This is a genomic window from Hydrogenobaculum sp. 3684 (genome assembly GCF_000213785.1).
Classification (GTDB): domain Bacteria; phylum Aquificota; class Aquificia; order Aquificales; family Aquificaceae; genus Hydrogenobaculum.
This window is the reverse complement of the sequence record NC_015557.1, coordinates 1,073,535-1,098,125: the sequence shown is the minus strand read 5'-3', so window position 1 is coordinate 1,098,125 and position 24,591 is coordinate 1,073,535. Positions and strand designations below refer to the sequence as shown.

Here is a 24,591-nt window from a genome sequence, read left to right as displayed (position 1 = left end):
GCGTCTTTGTTATATCGTGTTATAACAGAAAATTCTATCTAATAACCTTTCACCTTTCAATATACATATAATCTTTTTTATAAAAGCCCCAGACTGTAGGATAAAAATTTTTCATATAGACTTTTGAGGTCATTAGGCTTTTAGGCGTGACTATGAAAACCATAGGCTCGTAATACTGAATCAAATAAAAAGCAGCCCTATATATATTTATACGCTTTTTTTGGTTTATGGTTTTTGCTCCTTCGTCAAACAACGTATCGAGCTCTTTTTCCCAAAGTGTGGCTGGTTTTTTCTCCATAGGATACCATATATGTAAAGAACCCTTTGAATACCAAACGTTTTTACCATCGTTTGGGTCAATGGAACCAGTTAGACCTATCAAAACGCTTTCCCATTGATAAGGAGGTGTTGTAAGTTTAGATACCAAAGAGTTGAAGTCTATTGGTTGAAATATTACTTTTATACCTATTTTTTCCAAGTCTTCTTTTACAATGGCTCCTATATATTTTCTGTCTTGGGCATCTGAGTTTGTAATAAGGCTAAACTCTACTCTATGACCATCTTTATCGTAGAGCTTACCTTTTTTGTAATAAAAACCAGCTTTTATAAGAAGTTTTTTGGCTTTTGATAGATTAAAAGGATAACGTTTAAATAAACCTTTTTTATAGTAGGGTTTGTTGGCGGGGGTTATTGGTCCGTAAAGGGGGCTTGCCATGTTGTTGTAAACCATAGAAGCTATAGCTTTTCTATCTATGGCGTAAGATATAGCCACTCTAAAAAGTCTGTCTTGAAACCATTTTAGTTTATATTTTGGTATATCTGCATGAGGATTTTGATTGAATGTGATAAACGTTGTGGTTGGAGTCTCCCCTAAGTCATATACTATGGCCGGGGTTTTTGGTTTGTTTAAAGCAAAGTAAGATAGATCTTCTGGGGATAGTCCGACGTAAGATATATCTCCTTCTAAAAATTGCATTAGGGCTATATTTTTATCTTGTATAATAAAAGCTTTGATACGTTTTATATAGGGGAGGTTTTTTGAGCTTTTATAATAATATGGATTTGCTTCGTATTCTACATATTGGCCTTTTACATATTTGACGAGCTTATAAGGGCCAGAGCCTACTATTAAAGAAGGCTTTTGAGATACACTCCAAAATGTGTTAAAGGTATTTTGTTTTACAGCGTTTTCTAAAATATGCTTTGGTAGTATGGGAGCGCTTATAGCTTGTAAAAAGGGGGCAAATCGGTGAGGCAAATCAAACTCTACAGTGTATTTGTTTAACGCTTTTACCTTAAAAGGTTTACCATCCACTGACAAGGTATCTTTTATAGAATTTGGAATATGAGGGTTATAATATATATCGTTGTAGGTAAACTCTACATCGTAAGCGGTTAGGGGTTTTCCATCGGACCATTTTAAACCTTTTCTAAGATATATTATGTAGGTTTTTCCGTTATTTAGTATTTTCCAAGAAGAGGCAAGTTCTGGTTTTATGCTCATAGTTTTTAAGTCAATCCTTGTAAGACCGTTAAAAAGAGGGGCGATTACATCTGTAGAAGATGTCTCTTGAGCTAGTACTGGGTTTAGGGTTTTGGGATCCGAAGCTAAGACGATATAAGCGATGTTAGATGTCTTGCCAATGGATATATGAGCTTTTCTTAAGTCTACAGTTTTTATAGGTATGTTGGAGACTTTTGGGCTTTTGGAAAAGTATATAGGCAAAAAACATATAAGTGTAAATAAAATGCCGTTAATATAGGGATTTTTGAGTATTTTAAAAGCAAAATACATAAGATAATTATAATACTTCAAATGAGGCTGTTCTAAATTTACTCTACTTCCGTAGAGTCGCCCCGTCAGCCTGAGCCGGAACTAACCTACTTGCTACCCTATCCACATCCCCTAAGACTAGTAAAGTCTTTAGGGAGGAAAAGTCCCTAGTAAAAACTTTTCCAAGCACAGGGATCACAAGAGCTACTCTCAAAACTTGCCAAGCTTTGTTAGTCTGTTCGAGATTCCTTCCATTGGCTCCCTTACAGAAACTTGACTCGCTTTGAAAGCTTTCAAGTTTTTTAACATCATTAAGTATTCTGTTTAATTCCTGTTTTAATGGATTTTGTTTGTATTTGTCCTTTTCCTGTTTTATTTTTTCTTTTAGTTTTTGTATTTCATTATTTAGTCTTTCGAGTGCATAGTTTATATAATTTTCATCTTTTAGTAGTTTTTTGTAATTAATTGGTATCCTTTCCTTAAATCCCATAGCTCTTCTAGCAATAACGTAAGCTCCTGCAATATCTTTATCTATGTTAAGTATAGGTGCATATTTTAAGGCTCCTATAACAGAAGTATAAGCAGGATTTACTTTTATTATCTCTACACCTTTTTGTATGGCTACACTTTCTATCTTAGATAATAAAGATTTATAGTTCCACTTAGTTAATCTTTCCCTAAGCTTTGCCTTGCCGTCTCCTCTATAGCCTTTATTAACTTTGTTTAGATTTTCTATAGCTATAGCCTTTTGCTTTTCTATAGCTGTATTTACGATTTTATGAGCTAATATCCATTCTTCGTATTCTTTTCTGTTTTTCTCATATAATAAAAAGTTATGTAGTTCACGTCTTTCATAACTTATTAAATTACCATCCCTAGATATCTCTGCTAAAGCTAAGTGAAGAGGACTAGCATTTGTATCTATACCTATGACCCCGTTATTCTTAGTAATATATGTACTTGGTACTGGAAAGTCAAAGGTAATATAGCCATATATATCGTTTCCTCTTATTTTTAACTCTACTGTATAAGGAAAGTATCTTTTGTTTTCCCATAAATCGTTTAGCATAGCTAAAAATACAGCCCATTTATCATTTTTACTACTTATTTGCCTTTTAACTTTTAACCATATCCATTTACGTGGTTGTATATTTACTCTTAAGTATAGTTCATCATTTTTCTTTTCAAAACGTAATAATCTGTTGCCTTTATCTGTGTTGTTAGCAGTTCCTATGCTAATTAGATTATACTTCCTGTTTTGTCTCCATTGTTCTTTTAGTTTTTCTCTTTGTTTTCCTTGTAAATGGCTTTTGCACAATTTTTCAAATATTTCTCTGTTTCCAAATACAATGGTTTCATGTTCTTTGTTAATTGATTTTGCTTTATTTATTGCACTAGGTATATACCTTGTTGGTAAACTTGGAAATTTCTCTCTAATCAAATGGTATATATCTTTATCTGCATAGCCTTCTCTTATCCTGTTATATGCATATCTAACAGCTGATGATTGGAGTTTCATTAGGTTTTTTCAATATCTCTAAGTCTTCTTTACTATTTTCAATAAGCTTGAATCTTAATGTTATATACATAGTTAACAATATAACATATAAGTTGATTTTTATCTCTGATTTATATTAGAGATTGATTTTTATAACAGCCTCTACTTCAAATTGACAAAACATCTTATTTGTATTATCATTATACCCATTATGCAACAAGAGAAAAAGTACGGTGAAATTGAAATAGAAAAAGCAGCTTTAGAACCATGGGAAAACCCAGCCAAAGAAAACGACTATATAATAGAAATGTCTTTTCCAGAGTTTAGCTGCCTTTGTCCTAGATCTGGTTATCCTGATTACGCCACTATAAAGATAAGGTATATACCAAACGAGTATATTGTAGAATTAAAATCTTTAAAACTATGGCTAAACTCTTTTAGAAATCAATATATATCTCATGAAGCAGCTACAAACACCATATACAATAAACTTTTTGAGCTTTTAAAACCAAAATTTTTAGAGGTAATAGGGGATTTTCATCCAAGGGGAAATCTTCATACCGTAGTAAGAGTAAGGTCTGATAAAAAATATGATTAAATGCTCATAAGGGGTATATATTTAGACACTTCGGTAGTTCTAAGAAAAATAAAAAATTCTTTTGAGATAGTAGAAAAAGGTAAAGAAGATGTAACAATTAGAGTACTGGCTGTCAAGGATGCCATTTTAATAAAAGATACTTCAAGTATTGATCCTACATTAAGTATATTGGATATATCTGGATATAAATTTTTAACCAAAAAGCCTATAGACTTTGACACAGAAGATATATGGGCTTTGGCTCTTTTAAGGGCTCTTGATACTATGGGCTATGACAACCTTTACGTAGTTTTTAAAGATGTTTATGCTTATGTGCTTTGTAGAATAGAGAATAAGGATATAGCTTACTATGAGGTGATATTTGACAAAGATGAACTTATAGACAAACTAAACACACTTGAAGGGGATATACTTTACGATATAGAAGATATAAAAGCTACTAACCTAAGAGCATTGCCTATGCTATATATTAAAAAGGGTCAGCTTATAGCTTTTGGTGGTGCTTTAAAAAAAGTCAAAGATAGATTTAACCAAATTCAAAGGATATCTTTTCAAAAGCTAAAAAAAGAATTTGTAAGTATAGGTATATTTGTTTTGGGGATTTTAATAAGCTACTTGGTGTTTCTTTTATCAGTACATTATCAAGTAAAAATAGTAAAAGAAAAAGAAAAACATATTTTTGAAAAAGCTTTTCCAAATACCCCGATAGTGGATATAAAAGAGCAAACAGAAGCCTATATAATACCAAAAGACAGCTTTAAACTTTCTAAACTCCTTTTAAAAGCCTATAAAAACTTACCACCAGATGCCAAAGTATATGAGCTTTTTTACAAAGATAACGCCCTAAGTGTAAAATCAGAGATTAGCTCGTATGAATTAAGCTCGTTAGAAAATGTGGTTTCTTCAAGAAATCTAAGTGAGGGAAACAAACAAGAGGTAGTTCAAAAATGGATTTTAGGAAGATAAATATATCACCAAGGTATGTTTATTTTTTATATAGAATAAGGTATATTTTATATGTTGTAATTTTTTTAGCTATTTTTCTTGAGGCTTTTAATAGTGTAAAAAAAGAAAAAGAGGCACTTTACAATAAAATAGCCCAGTATGAATATATAAGCTTTCTTATCAAAAACGGCAAACCCAAAACAAAAACGTTAAACGAAAATTATATTAGAAATTTATTTTCACATACAAAAGTAGATTATATAAAATATGAAAACGGTTTTTACAACGTAAAAGCATCAAACGTTGATATTCAAACACTTGCTAATATAGTTTATCAGATAGAAAACGACGGTTTTAAGATAAATTTTTTAAAAGCTACAGACTATACTGGAGAACAAAACTTTGATCTTCTTATGGAGATAAGCCCTTGAAAAAGTCTTATGCAACATACAGCCTAATAGTTGGTATTTTGCTTATACTTACAAGTATTTTATCTTCTTATTACAATATTAAAAGCCTAAAAATTGTATTGAATCAAGAAATACCCACTATACCATCTTCTTTTAATAAAAAGGATCTAATGGAAGCTATAAGTAAATTTGCACACCAAAAAATAACTCCTCAAACCACTAGCTCAAGCTCAAACATGGAAGTACTTGCTATAGCCTACAGTGAAAACCCAGCTTATTCTATGGTGCTTGTTAGCTCTAATTGTGGTAAAAAAGTGCTTATGGTAGGAGATAGTTTTTGCGGTTTTACAATAGAAGAGATAAAACCTTTTTATATAATAGCAAGCAACGACGGCAAAACCCTTACTCTAAAACTTTCAAAAGGTGCTAAGATAAACAGTGCCAATACACCAAGCGGTCTTCCTTCTTTGAAAGAGCTTTTAAGCGGTAGTTTAAATCAAAATACTTATACAGTAAATAGAAACGAGCTTCTTGAAATTACATCAAACCCCTACAAGATGTTTAGCGATATAGACCTTGTACCTACTCCAAAAGGTTTTATGTTTAAAAGCGTAAAACCAGGATCGCTTTTTGCCCAGATGGGTATAAAACCAGGTGATATACTTCTTTCTATAAACAACGAAAGCCTAAACTCTCCAGAAGATGCTTTTAGAATATTAGGTACATTAAGAAACAGCCAAAGCTTCAGCGTAAAAATCATAAGGGACAACAAAGAGATAACCCTTTATTACAAAGTAGAATGAAACTTTCAACTCCACACGGTTAATTAGAAACTCAACAACTCCCGCTAACGTTTATCAAACGCTTGTTGTCTTTCAACTCCACACGGTTAATTAGAAACAGTTTTTGCATCGGTATTTATAAACGCCCCGATGCTCTTTCAACTCCACACGGTTAATTAGAAACTGCCTCAAATGATTGAAAGACTACATCAAACCTTAGAAGCTTTCAACTCCACACGGTTAATTAGAAACCATGTAGTTTAATAATTGTTGCAATTTTTCAGTAATCTTTCAACTCCACACGGTTAATTAGAAACCCATTAGCTACTGGCTCGGGCAAGTGCTAAAAGTATCATATCTTTCAACTCCACACGGTTAATTAGAAACGAATAGAGTCTTTCTTGAAAAAAGACAAAGCTCTAATCTTTCAACTCCACACGGTTAATTAGAAACACTAGACAGATCGCAAGAACTTTCCGCCATTTTAAACTTTCAACTCCACACGGTTAATTAGAAACCCTATTTTTACACAAAAGAAATACTATTTTCAAACGCCTTTCAACTCCACACGGTTAATTAGAAACAAGTCCCACAGGAGCATCTATTAATGCAAATGCTCTACTTTCAACTCCACACGGTTAATTAGAAACATAGAAGACCTCCATTCTGTTAAAAAAACGCTTACTCCTTTCAACTCCACACGGTTAATTAGAAACTTTGTTTTACAAGTGCGTTGATAATGTTTGTAATCAACTTTCAACTCCACACGGTTAATTAGAAACTGGTTGGAAGGTGATAGGCGTAGATGCGATTGGTAGCTTTCAACTCCACACGGTTAATTAGAAACAGAAGCCGCCAGAAGCAACAGAGCTTTGTTTACTTCCTTTCAACTCCACACGGTTAATTAGAAACTCTTCTTCTTGTCATCGTCCACTTTTTCAGCAATTGTCTTTCAACTCCACACGGTTAATTAGAAACTCAGATGAAACACATAGATGCGTTAGGTCGTGTGAAAAACGTCTTTCAACTCCACACGGTTAATTAGAAACTACACCGTTTGCGTTTAAAAGGTTTGCGTCTGTGTTCTTTCAACTCCACACGGTTAATTAGAAACTGCAGCTTCTTTAGAAGAAGTTTTAAGCAAAAACTTACTTTCAACTCCACACGGTTAATTAGAAACAGTCCTACTGGAGCATCTATGAGTGCAAATGCTCTACTTTCAACTCCACACGGTTAATTAGAAACCAAGGAGATACACATCTGCGGCTTGAAGTGATTAAGCTTTCAACTCCACACGGTTAATTAGAAACAGAGCCCTCAAGCCTGAAGAGATTGCAAATAGAATACTTTCAACTCCACACGGTTAATTAGAAACTCATGCAAAATATCAAAGTGATACTCACAACTCAACGCTTTCAACTCCACACGGTTAATTAGAAACTTTTTGACTGAGTGCAAATCTTCAATCAAGTCTTTGTCCTTTCAACTCCACACGGTTAATTAGAAACTAAAATGACATCCCCCGTAAGACCACGCACACCGTCCTTTCAACTCCACACGGTTAATTAGAAACTGCTATTACACCAGCCAATCTCTGAGAATATGGCTCACTTTCAACTCCACACGGTTAATTAGAAACGCCTTCCTTCAGCTTTTGACCAATACATGTTGACATCTTTCAACTCCACACGGTTAATTAGAAACCTGAAAGACAGTGGGGTTGGAGCTGGGCTGCTATTTCTTTCAACTCCACACGGTTAATTAGAAACAGATGGAAAAGCAACTTAATCTTGAAGCTCTTCTAAACTTTCAACTCCACACGGTTAATTAGAAACTTCTGTGATATCAAGAGTAGAAAGAGCGCCAAGGAACTTTCAACTCCACACGGTTAATTAGAAACGAATAGAGTCTTTCTTGAAAAAAGACAAAGCTCTAATCTTTCAACTCCACACGGTTAATTAGAAACACTAGACAGATCGCAAGAACTTTCCGCCATTTTAAACTTTCAACTCCACACGGTTAATTAGAAACTCTATTCGCATTGGCTCGCAAAGTGGCACTTGCAAGTGCCTTTCAACTCCACACGGTTAATTAGAAACGCGAAAGTTTTGGTTCCTGATACGCTTGATGCAAAACTTTCAACTCCACACGGTTAATTAGAAACCAAATAATTACAAAGTAGTGTTTAGATTGACAGCTTCCTTTCAACTCCACACGGTTAATTAGAAACCCATGAAGTACAAAGTAAAAATCACTTATCCAACAACTTTCAACTCCACACGGTTAATTAGAAACTTAAACCTAATGCATCGTTAAAAAGTGATGCTAAAAAACTTTCAACTCCACACGGTTAATTAGAAACCAAGGAGTATTGAGATACCTACAAAAAGATGAGATAACTTTCAACTCCACACGGTTAATTAGAAACCGAATGTGCTTGTTTATCGTTTTTATCAAGTATATTTTGGCTTTCAACTCCACACGGTTAATTAGAAACGCAAAAAGAAGCAGTCCCAGATTTGCATGATGTTGAGTTCTTTCAACTCCACACGGTTAATTAGAAACTATTTTAGCAAGTAGTCTGTTGCTGTTTAGCTGTGCGACTTTCAACTCCACACGGTTAATTAGAAACAAACAAGCTTTTAAGAGATGTTTTACAAACTTGTAACTTTCAACTCCACACGGTTAATTAGAAACTATAAACATCAATCTATTGAAGAAGCTAACTGCAAACTTTCAACTCCACACGGTTAATTAGAAACAAATAACATATTATCAATGGAGTGCTGTAGGAGATCTTTCAACTCCACACGGTTAATTAGAAACTTCTGCTATTTGCTGTTTTTCAAACGATTCTTTAACCTTTCAACTCCACACGGTTAATTAGAAACAGAAAAATATTTCTATCATCAAATTATCTCAAGAAATCTTTCAACTCCACACGGTTAATTAGAAACAAAAAGATTTCATATCCTCCACACTTTCAAAATTTAGCTTTCAACTCCACACGGTTAATTAGAAACTCTCAAAGCTGGCAGACTATTGACGTATGCTTTGAAGACTTTCAACTCCACACGGTTAATTAGAAACATACAACTCCAACGAATTTTAATGTTACGAGACAACTTTCAACTCCACACGGTTAATTAGAAACTCATATCAAAACACAAAACACTTGCACGTGTGATAACTTTCAACTCCACACGGTTAATTAGAAACTTGCAAAAGTAGGAAGTGTTATGCTCTCATTTTTGTCAGGCTTTCAACTCCACACGGTTAATTAGAAACGTTTGATAGTTCTAATGTAATAGATACTTTTGCATAAGTCTTTCAACTCCACACGGTTAATTAGAAACCCAGAAATCACTATATTTAAAATTATATAGTGTATCAATGGTTTTGTCAAGGGGGTACCCATCGCAAATGAAGGTAATTTCCCGAAAATGCCAGATTCTGCAAAGTTTAGTGTACCACTATCAAGTTTAAATCATTGTCTAACAAGCCTTTGACAAATTCGCCGTAATTACGGTTTTACGGTTTTATGTAATTACGGCATTGCGGTTTTACGGCAAGATTATATATTTAAATCTATGAGGAAAAAAGGCAAGAAATTGGTTAAAACAACAGTTTTATTACCTTCCGATGTTCACCGGGCTTTGCGCATAGAGGCTATAACCAAGAAAATATCTATGGGAGATCTGATAGTCCAAAAGCTAAATGAGTTAGAAGAATATAAAGAAAAATACGGCGGAGTTGTTAAAGCGGAAGAATATCTTCATTAGAAACTCTAACGCCATATTCAGCTGTTGAAGTTCACAGGGCTTTTATAAAGCCCTTAATCATTGAAGTTATTTATATTATATCATATTATCAATCTAAAGTTTCCAAATAGCCAAAACCTTGTCCTGTTCTAACTCCCAGACCATACTGATAAACAAATCTTAATAGATCTTTGCTATCTGTGTGAAGTTTAAACTTTCCCAAAAAGCCTCTTACGTATCCTTCGTAGTGTTTTACAAATTCTTCTTTTATCTCTATTGGCTCAAGTTTAAAAGTCTTTACACTCAAATCTTCCCCCACTAAGGCTCTGTAGCGTTTTAGTGAGTTTTCAAAAAGCCACCATTCGAAATCTTTATCCATCGGAGTGGCGTATCTTTCTTTGGGATTTTTTGAATATACGGCTCTTTCCACTACCACAGGAGATAAAGTTTTAAATAGTCCATTTGGTTCATACTCTTTTTCGACCCTCACGCTATCAATTTTAAACTGAGCATTTCCAAGCTTTGTATTCATGTTGTGAAGATAACTCTCTTTGATGAGCTTTAAGATCCCATTGTAAAAGGATATGGCTGTTTTTGGCTCCCCTGTGGAAAACCTAAAGTTTATACTTTCTACTCCTTTTATATGATCTTCTTCTATGTTTGTATGCTTTCCAAAATAAACCGTAAAGGTATAAGGTTTTGGGCTTTTTTCATGAAACTCTTTTTCAAAAATTTTTTTTTAAAAGCGATATAAACCTTCTTCTGTAGTCAATATTTATGGGAATATCTTCTTTTGAGGCTCTAACAAGCTGAACTTTAAATCTCATGGAATTATCATATCAGATTGTCTGTAGGGTCTTTGATGTTTGTTAGTATTTCCCTTTTATAATTTGTAGTATCCTCAAGGATATAAATTATCAGCGAGTCTTTTTCCTTGTCTACAACCTTCAACATCTCATTTTTTAATCTTTCAATACCAGAAGCCGTTAGGTTTCCCTCGAAGACAGATTTTTGAACATGGGTTAAATATTTCCTTGCGGTTTTTAGAGCCTTTTGAAGCCTTCTCTGCCCTTTTTTCTCTGTGGTATCTATGTCGTAAAAAAGTATTATTCTCATCTTTTTAAGCTATGATAATTTACGGGAAGATAATACTCTTCTCCTGTCAGGTGCTTTACCAGTTTATAAAGTTCAAGTCTTATCAGTGTTTTTAATGAAACATTTCTTTTTAGTTTTGGATGATAAACCGTGGATTTTAAAAGATCATCAAAAGCTCTCAAAAACTTCTTTCTGCCCTCTGCATTTAAATAGCAGTATTCGGCTTCTTCCAAAAAGTCTTTTTCTGTTATGGCTTTTGACTTTAAAAGCTCAATAATCAACCCCTCCGATAAAATGGGTTTAAAAACCTCTGCCATATCCAAGCTAAGAGAATGTCTTTTCTCAGAGGGTTCATGCAGATAACTAACCGTTGAGTTCAGTGGGGTGTGGTATATCTCCCCAAGCACTTTGGCATATACTAATGAGTTTCCAAAAGATATTAAAGCGTTTAGAGGGTTTTGGGGTGGTCTTTTTGTCCTTGCTTCAAAATCCCAACCTGTTAGCTCTTCAAGGGCTTTATAGCAAAGTTTTTTAAAATTTCCTTCCACTTGCATGATTTCCTGAGTATTAGAGGCTTGTTTTAACGCTTCTAAATGCTCTTTTGTATCTATTTTATAAATCCCCTCAGAGTTTATTATAGAACCAATCACAAAGCTCTTGGCAAGATAAAGCTTTTGTTCTTTGTCAAGGTAATGCTCTACTTGCTTTATTATGAGATGTCCCGAAAGCTTGCTTTCTCTAGGATAAAAGCTTCCTATGTAATAGCCATAGTAGTTAAAAAAGTGAGCTACTATATCGTACTCAGACAATAGGCTAAAAAATTTTGTATTGGTGCTCACCTCTGTCACTATGAAAAGCTCAGAGACGTTCTCAATTGGAATTTTCTTCTTTATATCTTGGTTTTCAAACAATATAGTATTTTCGTCTCTTCTTAATGTACCACTTGTAGTTATGTAGTAAACTTCACCCATAGCAATACTCCCAATAGGCGCACTTTTTACAATAAGCTTTGTTTATAACCTCCGGTGGCTTATCTTTTTTGATAATATTATCCATATTCTTAAACACTTCCTGCATAAGCTCATTATCCTGCTCTTCGAGTTCCACTTTCAAAAGCTTTTTACTTTTAGGGTAATGTATTATTCCATGCGAGACTTTTATCCCTTTCTGCCTTAGATAGTATATATAATATTTAACTTGTAGTATATGGGCTGGTTCCAAAGCAGATGAGTGTTTTATCTCATGAACCACCAAACCATTTTCTGTGCTAAAAAAGTCTATACTAACTGGCTCATAAGAAACCCCTTCTTTATTTTCTCTTGAAAAGCTTGTATCGTCCAAAAGTTTTCCAAGCTCTACATAATCTGATTCATCTTCAAAGCTTATTCCTTTTGTGAAAAGCCAAAGCTTTCTATGACATATTAAATAATAAGCCACTTGTGTACCTTTGAATCTAAGCTCACTCGTATTATACATATCAAATAATGTTATCTATCTGCTCTAAATCTGCTTCAGGTTTTATAACGAAGCCAGTATCTTCGCTATAATCCCCTTCCAAATAGTAAACACCAAATCTTCTAAGTTTTTCGTTAGCTTTCTGGAGTTTTATTTTCTTTAAAGACCATTCGGGAACAGATATGGTGTATTCAAGTATCTCGTTAAAAATCTTTGTTCTTTCTTTTAAGTTTCCTTTCACTGCTTCCCACTTTTGCATTAGATTTTCTACCTCACTTTCAAACTTAATAGGAATCGCTGATATTGTGTTTATATCTCTAAAAAGCTCTTGAGCTTGAGATTTGCTTCTTATGAGACTATCTGTTCCTTCCCAAAGGCTTTTTATATATTCCTCAGCTTTATTAAAACGCTCTAGATACTTTGTGCCTTTTAAAGATTGTTCCGAATAGACATTTTCTACAAGTTTCCATTTGAAGGCCCAATCCCAAAGACCATCTTTGAGATTTTTTAGGGTGCTTTCGAAAAGATGCTTGTAATAAACTTTGCCTATACCAGAACAGTCTTTTGTAAACACAAACACGTTGGGTTTGTCGGTTGGTTTTTCACCTTTTCTGTTGCACCTTCCCATACGCTGTATTAGGCTATCTGCAGTGGAAAGCTCAGTAAAAAGATAATCTGCATCAAGGTCCAAAGATACCTCTGCAAGCTGAGTGGTAATCCAGGCACCATTGCTATTAGCATCGAAAAACTCTTTTATCTTTTTTTCCTTATCTTTTCTGTCTTTTAGTATGAACCTACTGTGTAAGAGATTGGCATTTGAAAGCTTTTCCTTTACCTCTATTGCTTTTTTCACAGTATTTACCACCACAAGCACTTTGGCATTTTTAGAGAGATTGTTTATAATATCTACGTAGTTATCTATAGTATCGTCTATAACCTGAATATTATGATATATCATAGGCTGTAGGTTTAATTCTTTATATACTACGCCCATATTTTTAAACCTATCTCTTAAAAATTCTGGGAAAGTAGCTGTCATTACCAAAAACTTACCACCGTTTTGTATTATTATTTCCAACGCTTTTACCATAAAAGCTAAGGTAATTGGGTCGTAAGATTGAATTTCATCTATTACAAGCCTTGAGTAAAGGGTGGTTGCGTAATACTTCTCAAAACCTTTGTATCTAAAAACAAAGTGCATAAGTTGATCTGGTGTAGATATTATTATAGGCTTGGCAAAATTGCGAGAAAGAAAGTAGTTTAAAAATATTGAATCGCCTTTGTTATTTTGAATATCTTCTGTGCTATATTCCTTTTCGAGCACATAGCTTAAGGCACTTGAGTGCAAAAGCCCTGCATAATCTTTTAAAATTCCTTCTGCCCTTGTATAAATGCCATTGGCGGAAACCCTGTAGGGCAACATAAAAAAGCCCTTCTTTTTAAGATAGATTAGACCTGCTTCCGTTTTACCTGAACCAGTAGGAGCTATTATCAAAAGGTTTTTATCTCTATTTTCTTTGACAAAGATTTGCATTTCGTTTGGGACTCTTTTAGTGCTTTTAAAAAACTCATCCACAAAATTAAGTGTATCCTCTGGTGGGTTATCCTCCACCTCTTGTGTTTTCTTTGAGCTACTTGCATGGTCTATACGAAGCAAAAGGCCTTTTAATAGGCGGTAATAACCAATTAGCTCATCTATAGAAATGTTAAAGATTTTTGCTACATCATCTCTTAAGTAATCTGTCTCAGTCTTTTTCAGCATAAATCTAATAGGGATTTTTTCAAAACCAAACTCTTCTTTTAGAACTTTTTCTACATTTTCAACAGATGGGTCTTCTACAGGATGATGGTGTAAAACCAAAAGCCTAACAATCTTTCGGGCTAGTTCATCTTCTATGTCTACAAATGCCGGTGATAAAAGGTTGTGCCTTACTTCTGGAAGTTCTTTTATAGGCTTTTCGCACTTTAGGTTTTTGTTTCCAAGTTTTTCTTGAAATTTACAGTGTATTTTTCCATAGTCGTGGTATTCACAGGCAAGTTTCAAGATCTCCCAAAATCTTTCTTTTAGCTCATAGGGAAGCCCTTTGGGCATAAGCTCTTCTATCTCTTGTTTGTAGTAATTTTTTAGTTTTTCACAGTTTTCTAAAAGTTTGTCTGTGTGGTCTCTTATAGTAGTTCCATCATCTTTTGCCCAACGCTCTTCAAGCAGATTCTGTAATATTTTCTTCATTTTTTACTTGCGCTTCTTCAGTTTTTTCCTCTGAATTGAGCCCTATCAAAAAGGCATAAGCTATCATGTTAAAGTTTTTATCGTCTAGGCTTTCTTTAATGACATAAGGGATTTCTCTTTCCACCTCAAGATATGCTCTTATTAAGTTGTGAATAAAATATCCTTTGTCTTTTCTCCGTATAGCTTCAAGTAGTCTATAGATAAGTGGTTCGAGCTTTTTCTCTTTGTTTGGATCTTTGGTGTAAAACCCTTTTAATTTTTTTCCTTCCCAAAAAGCCCAATCGATGTAATTTTTCTGTTCGCTCATATTTAGCACCTCCTGAAATTCTATAAAAAATAGCAGATTTTTACTTAAATAATCCAACTTTTTACCAGTTTGTATTATTCTGCTTTCAATAGTTCTTATTTCTAAGTTTTTATAACTCTCCTTTTTTATAAATCCTGATATTAAAAGCAATAAAAACTCATAAAGAGATTTTCCAGTGTAGACATAGAAAAGAAAGTCGGAAAATACAGCTTGAAGATTTTTTGGATATTTGCCGATTAAGTTACGGATGGCTTTTGCTAACGTTGGACTGATATTAAAAGAGTATATGTTGGCAGTTGCATTCCCTACCATTTCTATTTCCACAAAATAAATGTTTTGTAAAATCCAACTGCTTTTTTGTGTTTCCAAGCCTAAAACATGCTTTACAACGCTCCATATTTTACCTAACTTATCTTGCTCTACTTCTTCTTCCGTGCTTAGTACTAAGTTTAATCTGTAGGTTTCCAAAAGGTTGTCTGGTATATAAATAAAAAGATATTTTCCTCCTGACTTGTAAAAGCCTGCACTTGCAAAATATAGCAGAAATTCACACTCTTTGCATATAGGTATTGGATCCCATATAAAATTTTTAACTGTATCAAGACTAGAAAACAGTGGAGTAAAATTTGTAGCATCTACAATATTTTTAGCTTGTCTTTCGTGACAGAAAAAGCATACTTGAGAAGTCTCTATAACCTTGGTTAGAAAATATTGATAGCCTTCTATGAAACTCTCTTTTATTTTGCTCTTAACATTATTTATATCAGATATAGACAAACCTCTTAACTTTGTTATGTAAGATAAAGAAGGATTTGTAAAAGGACTGTTGCTGTGAAAATCTCCAAAGCTTCTAAGTATTATCACGTTGTATGGATTAAACCTTTCTTTCTTTTTCTCCTTTTCATAAGAAGAAATAAGCGCATGTTCTAACTGTTCTGAGTCATTTAGTAGATAATCCGCATAAGTTTCCGGCAATTTTTCCCACAGGTCTTTTGGGATTTTCAACGTTTTTTCTTCAACAAAATCTTCTATTCTTTCTCCTTGCTTTTTTAAAACCTTCAAAACCCCTACACAAGCACTTGCCATAAGCCAATTTTCTGAGTAGAATCTAATATATTCATTTGCATCTGAACCGTGGCATACTTGTGAACCGTGGCATACTTCTTGTCTTCTTTGTTCTTTTTCTACAAGTATATCACTATCCAAATCCGTTAGGAAAACAGGATTTTCATCCCCATCAAACATCAAAGAACCATAAATATATGTTCCTTTTTGAAAATAGTAAGCATCAATCCAATGATATGTTTTTGGTTTGTGAACCGTGGCATACTTGTTAGAATTTTTATAAAAGTAGGATAGGTTAAAAAGAATCCCTTTGTCAGTGGTGTTGATGTTTTCTAAATGCTGTTTTGGTACGTAAGCGTTGTAGGCAAGCTTTATATAATCTTCTTCAGATATTCTTTTCTTTTCACATGCAACCCTTTTTACTTCTTCTACTTTTACCGGGTACTCACCACCCGATAGGAATAAAACTTCCTTTGGCTCTTTTAAGGCTTTTTCTATTTGATCTAAAAACTCATTTTCTGTCATTATGTGGATTAAGAGTGTTAAATTGTACAGAATTGGAACCTGTAAAGGAAGTTTGTCTAACTTTTTATCTCTTAAGTTATACTTCTTAAACCATACATAATCCCTATATATCGTCTCATAATCCCCTTGAATAGAAATTTGAAAATGTTCTTTGTTCCACTTTTTTCCCATTGCCTTGTAAATGAGTCCTATTATAGTGGAGTATGGTGGAAGAGGATAAACCTCAACGCCCTTTATTGATAGAGGATTTTTGAAAATACCAGTAGGAGTATAAAGCTTAAACCTAAGACAATCCATAAACTTTATCCACTTTTGTTTTTAGCTCTTCAAAGGCTTCTCCTACACTTTTACAATTTAGTTTTTCTCTTATATCCTCCTCGTTTTCAAAAAATCCCGAAAGCACTCCGCAAAGTGTATTTTCTTTTTCTTCTTCGGGTATTAAGCTTTTGCAATCAAGAAGTCTATTGAGGTCTAAAAGGAGTTTACCGTTTTCTATTTCTTTTGCATCGATGCATCCCATAAAAAACGGATTTTTTATTTTGTAAACCCCACCTATTACAAAAATAGGTGATAAATTTTCATATCTTCCCCTAATCTGCCTTGAGAATGTTCTTATTATGTCCAAAAGATCTTTTACTCTTTTCGCCCTTTCTTCAGGCTCTATAACTTCAACGGTATTATTTTCAGTTTCTAAAACTCCTATCCTGTCTAAGTCTATGGCTATTGTATAATAGTAGTGGGTAGTGTGCTGTTCAGATTGGGCTATGGCTTGAGCTTCCTTTTGTTCAATGTGCTTTATATACCTATTAAAAGCATCTATATTGTTAAGAAAATCCATATCTCCTTGAAACTTGGATACGGAAAAGGCGTAGGTTGTTTTTACTGGCGCAGTTCTTTTGACACTGTCTCCGTAGGATAAATCCACCTTCTTACCATCGTCCCCTTTTAGATTGGTCAAAAGCCCTCCAAAAAGATCAAACTCATGATATTCTTTTATTAGACTTTTAGAAAACTCATCCACATCAAGTTCTTTACCTTTTTTTGAATTTTCAATATACTCCTTTATCTTTTCATCCAACAATCTCCATCCCTTCTCTTCTTTACCCTTCCTCTTTATATCATATTTTATTGCTTTGTCCGACACATAGGTGAGCTGAGAGTTGTCTCCTAGGGAAAGTTTCTTAAGAATTGATACATTGCCTATGTTCTCCCCGTAATTAAGGCTTGTGGCCCTTTGGGTTACAACGGTTAATGTCAATATTCCTATCATTTTTACCTCCTTCGTTATATTATATTCCACTTATAATATTTATATTTAAAGGAAAAACCTTATAGAAGCTATACCGTAAACACCGGTTTTAAAAACATCATCTATATTTTCTTTTGTGATACCTCCAAGGGCAAATATGGGTTTTTTGGAGGACTTGACTACATCTTTTAAATATTCTAAACCAAGAGGTGTTGCGTTTTCATGGCTTTTAGTAGGAAAAATAGGGCTAAGCGTGACGTAATCTGCACCTTTTTGAAAAGCTTCAAGCACATTTTCTTTTGAATGAGCCGAATATCCTATGATCATATCTTTACATATATTTTTTACAACAGATACATCCAAAGCGTTCGATGGAAGATGTACTCCGTTTGCCCCTACAGCCAATGCTATATCAAAGCGTTCGTTTACAAAAAATAAAACACCGTAATTTAGTGTGATATCTCTTATAGCTTTTGCATATTCATAAAAATATTTCCCTTTTAGGTTTTTGGCCCTTAGCATAATGATTGGTTTGTAAGTTTCTACAATCTTCTTTGTTTTTTCGGTTATATCATCTTTAAATGCATCTACATCAACGATTGCAAGATATCTTGAGAGTTCCATGAGCATTAAGCTAAAGCCATCAATATACCAGCCGTAAAAACCCCAGCGTATAAGAGCATTAGCGCGTTGAAAAGCCCTACGTCTTTTATATCTTTATCATAAGCTTTCGGAAATTCTTTATCTCCTTTTGCTCCTAAAATCACAAAAACCTGGAAAAGAAGGAGCATAAACATAAAAAGACTTCCAAATATGAAGTTTCTATCTGCTAGAAAACCCATAGCCATCACCGATAATCCAACAGATGTCACATAGATTACCAGTTCAATGGTATACTTCTTTAATAGTTCCATAAAACCTCCTACACCTTTAATTATATACCACTCTATTTTTACCTAACTCTTTTGCTTTATACAGCCTCATATCAGCTACTTTTATCAATTCTTCTAGGTTCTTGGCATCATCATCAAAAGTAGCTACACCAAAAGACGCGGTTATATAATACTTTGGATAAATATCATCTATATCTAATGTGCTTATGTCTTTAGATTCCAAAGAGTTTATATAAAACATTTTGCTTGATAGGGCGTCCTTTACTCTATTTGCTATTTCAATTGCATATTCTTTAGGTGTTTCTGGAAGCACTATCATAAATTCCTCACCACCATATCTAGCAAATATATCTGAAACTCTTATGTTTTCTTGAACTACTTTAGATAGATGCTGTAAAGCCATATCCCCTGCCCTATGACCGTATGTATCGTTAAATTTTTTAAAGTTATCTACGTCTAGTATAATAATCGATAATTTGGTTTGATATCTTATAGCTTTTTGAAATGCCTTTTCCAATATCTCATCTAAAAACCTTCTATTGTAAGCATTCGTGAGAGGATCTCTTATAGAAAGCTCTTTGTTTATTTCCATGAGTCTTAAATTGCTAACTACAGGTATAAAAGCCTCTATAAATTTATTTATTTTATTCTTTATGACTTCTGTGAAAAAGTTTTCTTTAGAAGACATTAGGGTTAAGATAGCTGTGGCGTTTGTTATGTAAATACCACCTATAAAAATAGGGACGCACATATAAGATTTTATAGAAGATCCTAAAGCAATCCTAGGACAGCCATAATCTACATTAATATTGGGAGTAGCTAGAGTAGTTCCAGATTTTATAACTTTACACAAAGACGGATTGTCTTCTAAACAATCATTTACCCATAAGTTATTCTCATTATGCAGTTGATATATGCTTTTTGTATTTAGCAAATAAGAGGATACAATTTTGTTTAGGGATGGATTTAGTTTGTACATATGAATGTATTCTATTCCTAGTCTCTTTAAGTAATGTATAAGAATATCATAAGCTTCATCTTCTTGATGCGCTTTAGAAAGATCTGTAATAAAAGAATAAAGCATATTTAGATCTTTGTTTGTATTTTTTAGTTTTTCTTCTATAATTAACTCTTTTGATATATCTCTTGCTACCACAAGTATATGTTCTTTCCCGGTGTTATTTTCAAATTCTACTCTTGTTGCTACTACATGCACTGGTAAAAATTCTCCGTTTTTTTTGATGTATACTCGTCTTCCTACCACTTTTTTGTTCTCTTTTATAACGCGTTCTATAAAGTGTTTTATTACATTTTCTGAATTTAATATGATATCAAAGAAATTTTTGTTTGTAAGTTCTTCTTCTTCATATCCCAAGTGTTCTAAAGTAGATTTGTTAACAAATTTGATCTTATAATCATAAGCATCGTAGATTATAACCATATCGTTCATTGCGTCTAAAATATTTTTATATTGCTTATTTATCTTTTTTAGTTCTAGCTCAGATTTATAGGCTTTTGTTATGTCTTTAAACAAAATTTTGATTCTACCGTCTATTATTTTTTGTTCATCCTCAACATACAAGCAGGATATATGATATATGTGATCTTTTATAAATATAGGCTCATAGTTTACACTTTTTTCATTTTTAAGCTTTTCGTATATATATTTCCATGTATAATGATCTATAATTTCTTCTATATTTTTCCCTAAAAAGTTTCCAAATATGCTCTTTGCACTATCATTTTGCCATATTATTATACCAGAGGAAGAATCAAAAACACCAGTGTCCATAACCTCTAATACTGGATCTTGCATTATATTTAGCATAGATCTTAAGTGTTTTAACTTTTTCTCTACATATTCTTCATATTTTTCCTCAAGATTTCTTATTATATCTCCTTGGGTTACTATGCCTATGGGATTGTCTTTTTCATCTACCACTACGAGTCTTCTTATATTAAAGCTTGCCATAATCTTTGAAGCTTCTATAAGAGGTGTGTCTATTCTGCAAGTTATTACAGGGGATTTCATATAATCTTTAATCAAAGCTTTATCTAAATCAACACCAACAGATATGAGCTTAGTCAAATCTTTTTGAGTTATTATACCTACAAGTCTACCACGCTCCACAAGTCTACCACGGCTTACAAGTCTACCACGGCTTACAAGTCTACCATCGTTTGTATCTTGCTCATTTTCACCAAATTCACTACTATTTGTGTTGTTGGGTTCTAATATTACTACTGCTCTTATTTTGTTTTCTACAAGCGTTTTAAGAGCCAAGCTTAGAGTATCTGTAGGAGATAAGCTTATCAAATCTCTTTGTCTTAGTATATCTTTAACATTTTTGTTTCTTTTTAACATTTCTTGGTCTATTGTTTTTATAAGAGTTCTTTGAGTAAGCACACCTATTGGTTTATCTTCATCATCAACTATAATAAGCTTTGATATATCGTTTTCTATCATTAAATTAATGGCCTCAAAGAGGTTGAAAGAGCTTCTAACGGTTATTGCCGGTTTTGAAGCATACTCTAATACGTTTTTATCGAGATTTTCGTTGGCGTATTTTAACTTTAAAACATCAGACTCGGAGAAAATACCCACTGCTTTATTGTTATCAACAACAACTACGTAGTCCTTATCAAAATTAGCCATCAGCTGTATAGCATATTTTGTAGGCGTATTGGCTTCCACCTTTAGAAAATCTAAAACTTCCTCATTTTTTAAAGCCAAATGAACAGTATAACTCATATAATCGTTTTAAAAATAAACAGTAAAATAGCCCCTAATAAACCAGCGGCAATATCATCTAGCATAACCCCAATGCCATTTGGAGTTTCTAATTTCCTTATACCAAAAGGTTTTGTTATATCTAAAAGCCTAAAAACGAGAAAACCAAAAACCATCCACCAAAAGCTATGTGGCACAAACATCATTGTTATAAAGTATCCTACAAGCTCATCTACTACAACTTCATCTGGGTCTTTGTTTCCCGTAATATCTATTACATATTGAGAGGCTATAACACCAAGAGGAATAAACACAATTAAAAATAAGAGCTTTTCAAAAAAATTATTACCCAACAAATATATAAAAGGTATAGCGCTTAAAGTGCCCACAGTACCAGGAACCACAGGAGCTTTTCCGAGCCCAAAGCCAGTGGCTACAATTTTTAAAAATAAATCTTTGTAATTCATAAAGGTATATCTATGGGCGGGAGTTCTTTATCTTTGCAAAGACCTTTTGGGTCTTGAAGAAGCTTTTCTATAAATCTTATTTCATCCTCTTTTGTATTTAAAGAAACACCGTATATTTTTGCCAAATCGGATAACTCAGGTGTTTGACAACCTATGCTTGAAAGTTTGTGCGGTATTACATAAGCTATGTTGTCTATAGCTGGGTAGATGTCTTTTAAATAAGTTAAGACAGCGCTTTGATATATAACTACTCTTTGATAATTTGGAAGTTCTTTGGTAAGTTTTTCTACACTAAGTTGGTCAAATTGTTTTATATTATCATCGTTTTTGGCTTTTAAGAATAGAAAAAGTTTGTCACCATCAAACCCAGCATGTAAAAACGCTATGTTGGTAGGGTAATCTTCAAACCCAAGCTCATAAGCAAAGCTTCTAAAAGCACCCATGGCTTCTTCTTTGGATTCAAACACTCCCACAGACTTATTAAAATCTTCATCGTTCGTTTCTATATAAACCACGTTTATTGTATCGTCACCTACTTCAATAAGTTTAACGCTTATTTTATAAGATATCTCCGGCCAAGCCTCAAAAAGGCTTTTTATATCGTTTTCTACGTCCTCGTCGTATATTTTTTGCAAAATCATAACACTCTCCTTTTAAAGTTCGTCTGTGAAAATAATATCTGGTATATCTGCTTTGATGATACCTTTTTCTTTGCCAAGCTTATATAAAAGCCTTACCGCTTCTTTTCCATCCGGTCCATAGTCTATAGTTCTTTCGTTTACATACATGCTTACAAACTTTGAAGCCCTCGCCTCGTCGTTTTCTAAGTCCCTTGCATAATTTATAGCGTAGTTTAGAGCCTCTTTTCTTATCTCTAGGGCTTTTTTAACACTTTCTCTCATTAGGTTTTCAATTTTTTTTATGGTATCTAAGCCAAGGTCTTTTCTTACTATGTTGCATCCTAATGGAAGTGGGAGGTTGTATTTTTTCTTCCAATCTTCCCCAAGGTCTACAAACTTGTATAGTCCTTTGTCTTTGTATGTAAGCTGTCCTTCGTGTATGATAAGGCCAGCATCTACACTACCCTTTTCCACTTCATCCAATATCTTATCAAAAGGCATAACAACTGGCTCAAAATCCTCTTCGAAAAGCCTCAAAACAAGGTAAGCCGTTGTTAGCTCTCCTGGTATCCCTATTCTTTTCCCTTTTATGGTGTTTGTAGGTTCTTTTGTGACAACGATAGGGCCATATCCTTCTCCGACGCTTCCACCGCTTGGCAAAACGTAGTACTTATCTGCTACGTATGGGTATGCATGAAAAGAAATTGCGGATAGTTCGTATGTGCCTTTTTTAGCGTCTTCGTTAAGGCTTTCTATATCTTTTAGAACGTGTTCTATCTTAAATCCATAGTTGTCTATAAGACCTTTAACCATAGGATAAAACATAAAAGCATCGTCTGAGTCTGGGCTGTGGGCCACTCTAATAACTTGCTCCATAAAAATCTCCTTAAAAAGCTAATAATATAAACATTATAAACCAAACAAAAATGAGCTAAAGCAAGTTTTTAAAAACCAAAAAACTTCAATCTTCTAACTTATTCGCTACAAAATCTGCTATGTGCATAATCTTTTGGTTGTTTTTAAACTTCAAATTGCCATCTTGAAGCTGTAAAACACATCCAGGACATGCGCTTAGTATGTATTCTGCGTTTGTGGATTTGAAGTCTTCCATTTTCTCTTTTTGAATGGCAGTAGAAAGCTCTGGGTTTTTCATAGAAAAAAGTCCAGCAAAACCACAACAGCTTTGGGCTTTAGAAGCTTTATTGTACTCTACATTTTCTATTTTCTTTATAGTATTTTCAAAATCGGAAACCGGTGTTTTCATGGCGCTGTAAGAATGGCACGGCACGTGAAATGTAACAGATTCTTTTGATTTTGACTTTAAAACAAGATCGTTTGAAGAAGCTACAATGCTTGCAAAATCTAAAACATTTTTATATCCATAATCTTCTAAAAGTGCACCACCACAGGTGGGACAAACTACCACTATAGCATCAAAGTTGTATTTTGAAATCTCTTCTTGGTTTTTGGCTTTTAGTATATTAAAAGCCTCAATATTTCCAGAGTAAAGATGAGGAGCACCGCAACACTTTATATCCTTTGGTACAATTACATCGTAACCTGCTTTGTTTAAGACTTTTATGGCATTTTTACCAGTGGTAGTGTAAAAAGCATCTACCATGCAACCGGTGAAGAAAAGGAGTGTGCCTTTGGAAGGAGTTTTATCGGTTTTAAAAGTTTGTCCTCTTATACCAAAAGCGTCTTTGGCGGGTTTTGGCATAAATTTTACAGCACCGTTTATACCAGAGGGTATATAAGTTTTTAGTTCTTTTTTGGGGATTAAAGATAATAAAGAACCAGCCATTTTTACGACAGTTCTACCAACGTTTGTTTGCATGAGCTCAAGAGCGCTTAAAGCGGTATATTTAAAAGGGTCTTTGCCAAGTGTGTTTGATTGAAGCTCTTTGGCCTTTGACATAATTTCTTTATACTCTACGTTGTTTGGACAAATCCACTCACATCTTCTACACATGGCGCATTCGTCCCACTGTCTTGCCACATCTTTGGTAAGAGGCAATTCTCCAGATAGGACCATCTGAGCTAATGCAAGTCTTCCTCTTGCGAAGCTTCTTTCTTCTTCGTTTACCCTATAAGTAGGGCATACTGATTTACAAAGACCACATCTAACGCATTTTTGTAGCAAATCTATAGGTATTTCAAAATGTTTTTCTTCCATATTTAAAATA

Annotated in this window: 21 protein-coding genes and 1 CRISPR repeat array; of the genes, 5 read left to right on the top strand and 16 right to left on the bottom strand. The window is 33.7% G+C overall.

Annotation, left to right across the window (positions count from 1 at the left end; translation table 11 throughout):
* Positions 1-49: 49 nt before the first annotated feature.
* Both HYD3684_RS05940 and HYD3684_RS05935 read right to left on the bottom strand, forming a co-directional pair.
* Positions 50-1,795 carry an ABC transporter substrate-binding protein gene (locus HYD3684_RS05940; protein WP_015419768.1) on the bottom strand — a complete coding sequence of 582 codons (1,746 nt, stop codon included), beginning with the start codon at positions 1,793-1,795 and terminating at the stop codon, positions 50-52.
* 43 nt (positions 1,796-1,838) lie between these two features.
* Complete coding sequence (locus HYD3684_RS05935; protein ID WP_015419767.1) at positions 1,839-3,293, bottom strand: IS200/IS605 family accessory protein TnpB-related protein; 1,455 nt, start codon at positions 3,291-3,293, stop codon at positions 1,839-1,841.
* A gap of 190 nt (positions 3,294-3,483) precedes the next feature.
* Between HYD3684_RS05935 and queF the strand changes: the two genes are divergently transcribed.
* The 5 genes from queF to HYD3684_RS05910 all read left to right on the top strand — a co-directional run bounded on the left by queF (position 3,484) and on the right by HYD3684_RS05910 (position 9,789).
* Entirely contained in the window at positions 3,484-3,870 is a 387-nt protein-coding gene (queF, locus tag HYD3684_RS05930) for a preQ(1) synthase (protein WP_012514222.1), read from the top strand.
* A complete protein-coding gene (locus HYD3684_RS05925) occupies positions 3,871-4,836 on the top strand; it encodes a hypothetical protein (protein WP_015419766.1) in 966 nt (321 codons plus the stop codon).
* Positions 4,818-5,246 (top strand): hypothetical protein, encoded by a 429-nt coding sequence (locus tag HYD3684_RS05920; protein WP_015419765.1) that lies wholly within the window; start codon positions 4,818-4,820, stop codon positions 5,244-5,246. Before HYD3684_RS05925 ends, HYD3684_RS05920 begins: the two co-directional genes overlap by 19 nt.
* Positions 5,243-6,028 (top strand): PDZ domain-containing protein, encoded by a 786-nt coding sequence (locus HYD3684_RS05915; RefSeq protein ID WP_015419764.1) that lies wholly within the window; start codon positions 5,243-5,245, stop codon positions 6,026-6,028. Before HYD3684_RS05920 ends, HYD3684_RS05915 begins: the two co-directional genes overlap by 4 nt.
* Before the next feature lie 2 nt (positions 6,029-6,030).
* A CRISPR array of direct repeats spans positions 6,031-9,363; the repeat unit is 29 nt; unit sequence CTTTCAACTCCACACGGTTAATTAGAAAC.
* Positions 9,364-9,597: 234 nt separating this feature from the next.
* Positions 9,598-9,789 carry a hypothetical protein gene (locus HYD3684_RS05910; protein ID WP_015419763.1) on the top strand — a complete coding sequence of 64 codons (192 nt, stop codon included), beginning with the start codon at positions 9,598-9,600 and terminating at the stop codon, positions 9,787-9,789.
* 88 nt (positions 9,790-9,877) lie between these two features.
* On the opposite strand, the gene cas6 is transcribed toward HYD3684_RS05910, so the two are convergent.
* The 14 genes from cas6 to HYD3684_RS05840 form a co-directional block, all read right to left on the bottom strand.
* A complete protein-coding gene (gene cas6 / locus HYD3684_RS08300; protein WP_237698645.1) occupies positions 9,878-10,501 on the bottom strand; it encodes a CRISPR-associated endoribonuclease Cas6 in 624 nt (207 codons plus the stop codon).
* A gap of 101 nt (positions 10,502-10,602) precedes the next feature.
* Positions 10,603-10,884: a CRISPR-associated endonuclease Cas2 gene (gene cas2, locus HYD3684_RS05900; protein ID WP_015419762.1), complete on the bottom strand. Its 282-nt coding sequence runs from the start codon at positions 10,882-10,884 to the stop codon at positions 10,603-10,605.
* Entirely contained in the window at positions 10,881-11,834 is a 954-nt protein-coding gene (cas1b, locus tag HYD3684_RS05895) for a type I-B CRISPR-associated endonuclease Cas1b (protein WP_015419761.1), read from the bottom strand. Before cas1b ends, cas2 begins: the two co-directional genes overlap by 4 nt.
* On the bottom strand, positions 11,827-12,339 hold the full coding sequence (gene cas4 / locus HYD3684_RS05890) for a CRISPR-associated protein Cas4 (RefSeq protein ID WP_015419760.1): 513 nt from the start codon (positions 12,337-12,339) through the stop codon (positions 11,827-11,829). The genes cas1b and cas4 overlap by 8 nt, the downstream gene beginning before the upstream one ends.
* A 1-nt stretch (position 12,340) precedes the next feature.
* A complete protein-coding gene (locus HYD3684_RS05885) occupies positions 12,341-14,548 on the bottom strand; it encodes a CRISPR-associated helicase/endonuclease Cas3 (RefSeq protein ID WP_015419759.1) in 2,208 nt (735 codons plus the stop codon).
* On the bottom strand, positions 14,520-16,742 hold the full coding sequence (cas5b, locus tag HYD3684_RS08205; protein WP_015419758.1) for a type I-B CRISPR-associated protein Cas5b: 2,223 nt from the start codon (positions 16,740-16,742) through the stop codon (positions 14,520-14,522). The genes HYD3684_RS05885 and cas5b overlap by 29 nt, the downstream gene beginning before the upstream one ends.
* Entirely contained in the window at positions 16,729-17,715 is a 987-nt protein-coding gene (gene cas7i / locus HYD3684_RS05875) for a type I-B CRISPR-associated protein Cas7/Cst2/DevR (RefSeq protein WP_015419757.1), read from the bottom strand. Before cas7i ends, cas5b begins: the two co-directional genes overlap by 14 nt.
* A 45-nt stretch (positions 17,716-17,760) precedes the next feature.
* Positions 17,761-18,318, bottom strand: a complete 558-nt coding sequence (locus HYD3684_RS05870) for a thiamine phosphate synthase (RefSeq protein WP_237698587.1) — start codon at positions 18,316-18,318, stop codon at positions 17,761-17,763.
* Between the two features lie 5 nt (positions 18,319-18,323).
* A complete protein-coding gene (locus HYD3684_RS05865) occupies positions 18,324-18,608 on the bottom strand; it encodes a hypothetical protein (protein WP_015419755.1) in 285 nt (94 codons plus the stop codon).
* Between the two features lie 16 nt (positions 18,609-18,624).
* The gene (locus tag HYD3684_RS05860; protein WP_015419754.1) at positions 18,625-21,339 is read right to left on the bottom strand and encodes a diguanylate cyclase; all 2,715 of its coding nucleotides are present in this window, start codon (positions 21,337-21,339) and stop codon (positions 18,625-18,627) included.
* Positions 21,336-21,785, bottom strand: a complete 450-nt coding sequence (locus HYD3684_RS05855) for a phosphatidylglycerophosphatase A (protein ID WP_015419753.1) — start codon at positions 21,783-21,785, stop codon at positions 21,336-21,338. The genes HYD3684_RS05860 and HYD3684_RS05855 overlap by 4 nt, the downstream gene beginning before the upstream one ends.
* The gene (locus HYD3684_RS05850; RefSeq protein ID WP_015419752.1) at positions 21,782-22,426 is read right to left on the bottom strand and encodes a hypothetical protein; all 645 of its coding nucleotides are present in this window, start codon (positions 22,424-22,426) and stop codon (positions 21,782-21,784) included. Before HYD3684_RS05850 ends, HYD3684_RS05855 begins: the two co-directional genes overlap by 4 nt.
* Before the next feature lie 12 nt (positions 22,427-22,438).
* Positions 22,439-23,281, bottom strand: coding sequence for an MqnA/MqnD/SBP family protein (locus HYD3684_RS05845; protein ID WP_015419751.1), 843 nt, complete (start codon positions 23,279-23,281; stop codon positions 22,439-22,441).
* A gap of 85 nt (positions 23,282-23,366) precedes the next feature.
* Positions 23,367-24,581 carry a (Fe-S)-binding protein gene (locus HYD3684_RS05840; RefSeq protein ID WP_015419750.1) on the bottom strand — a complete coding sequence of 405 codons (1,215 nt, stop codon included), beginning with the start codon at positions 24,579-24,581 and terminating at the stop codon, positions 23,367-23,369.
* Positions 24,582-24,591: the final 10 nt, after the last annotated feature.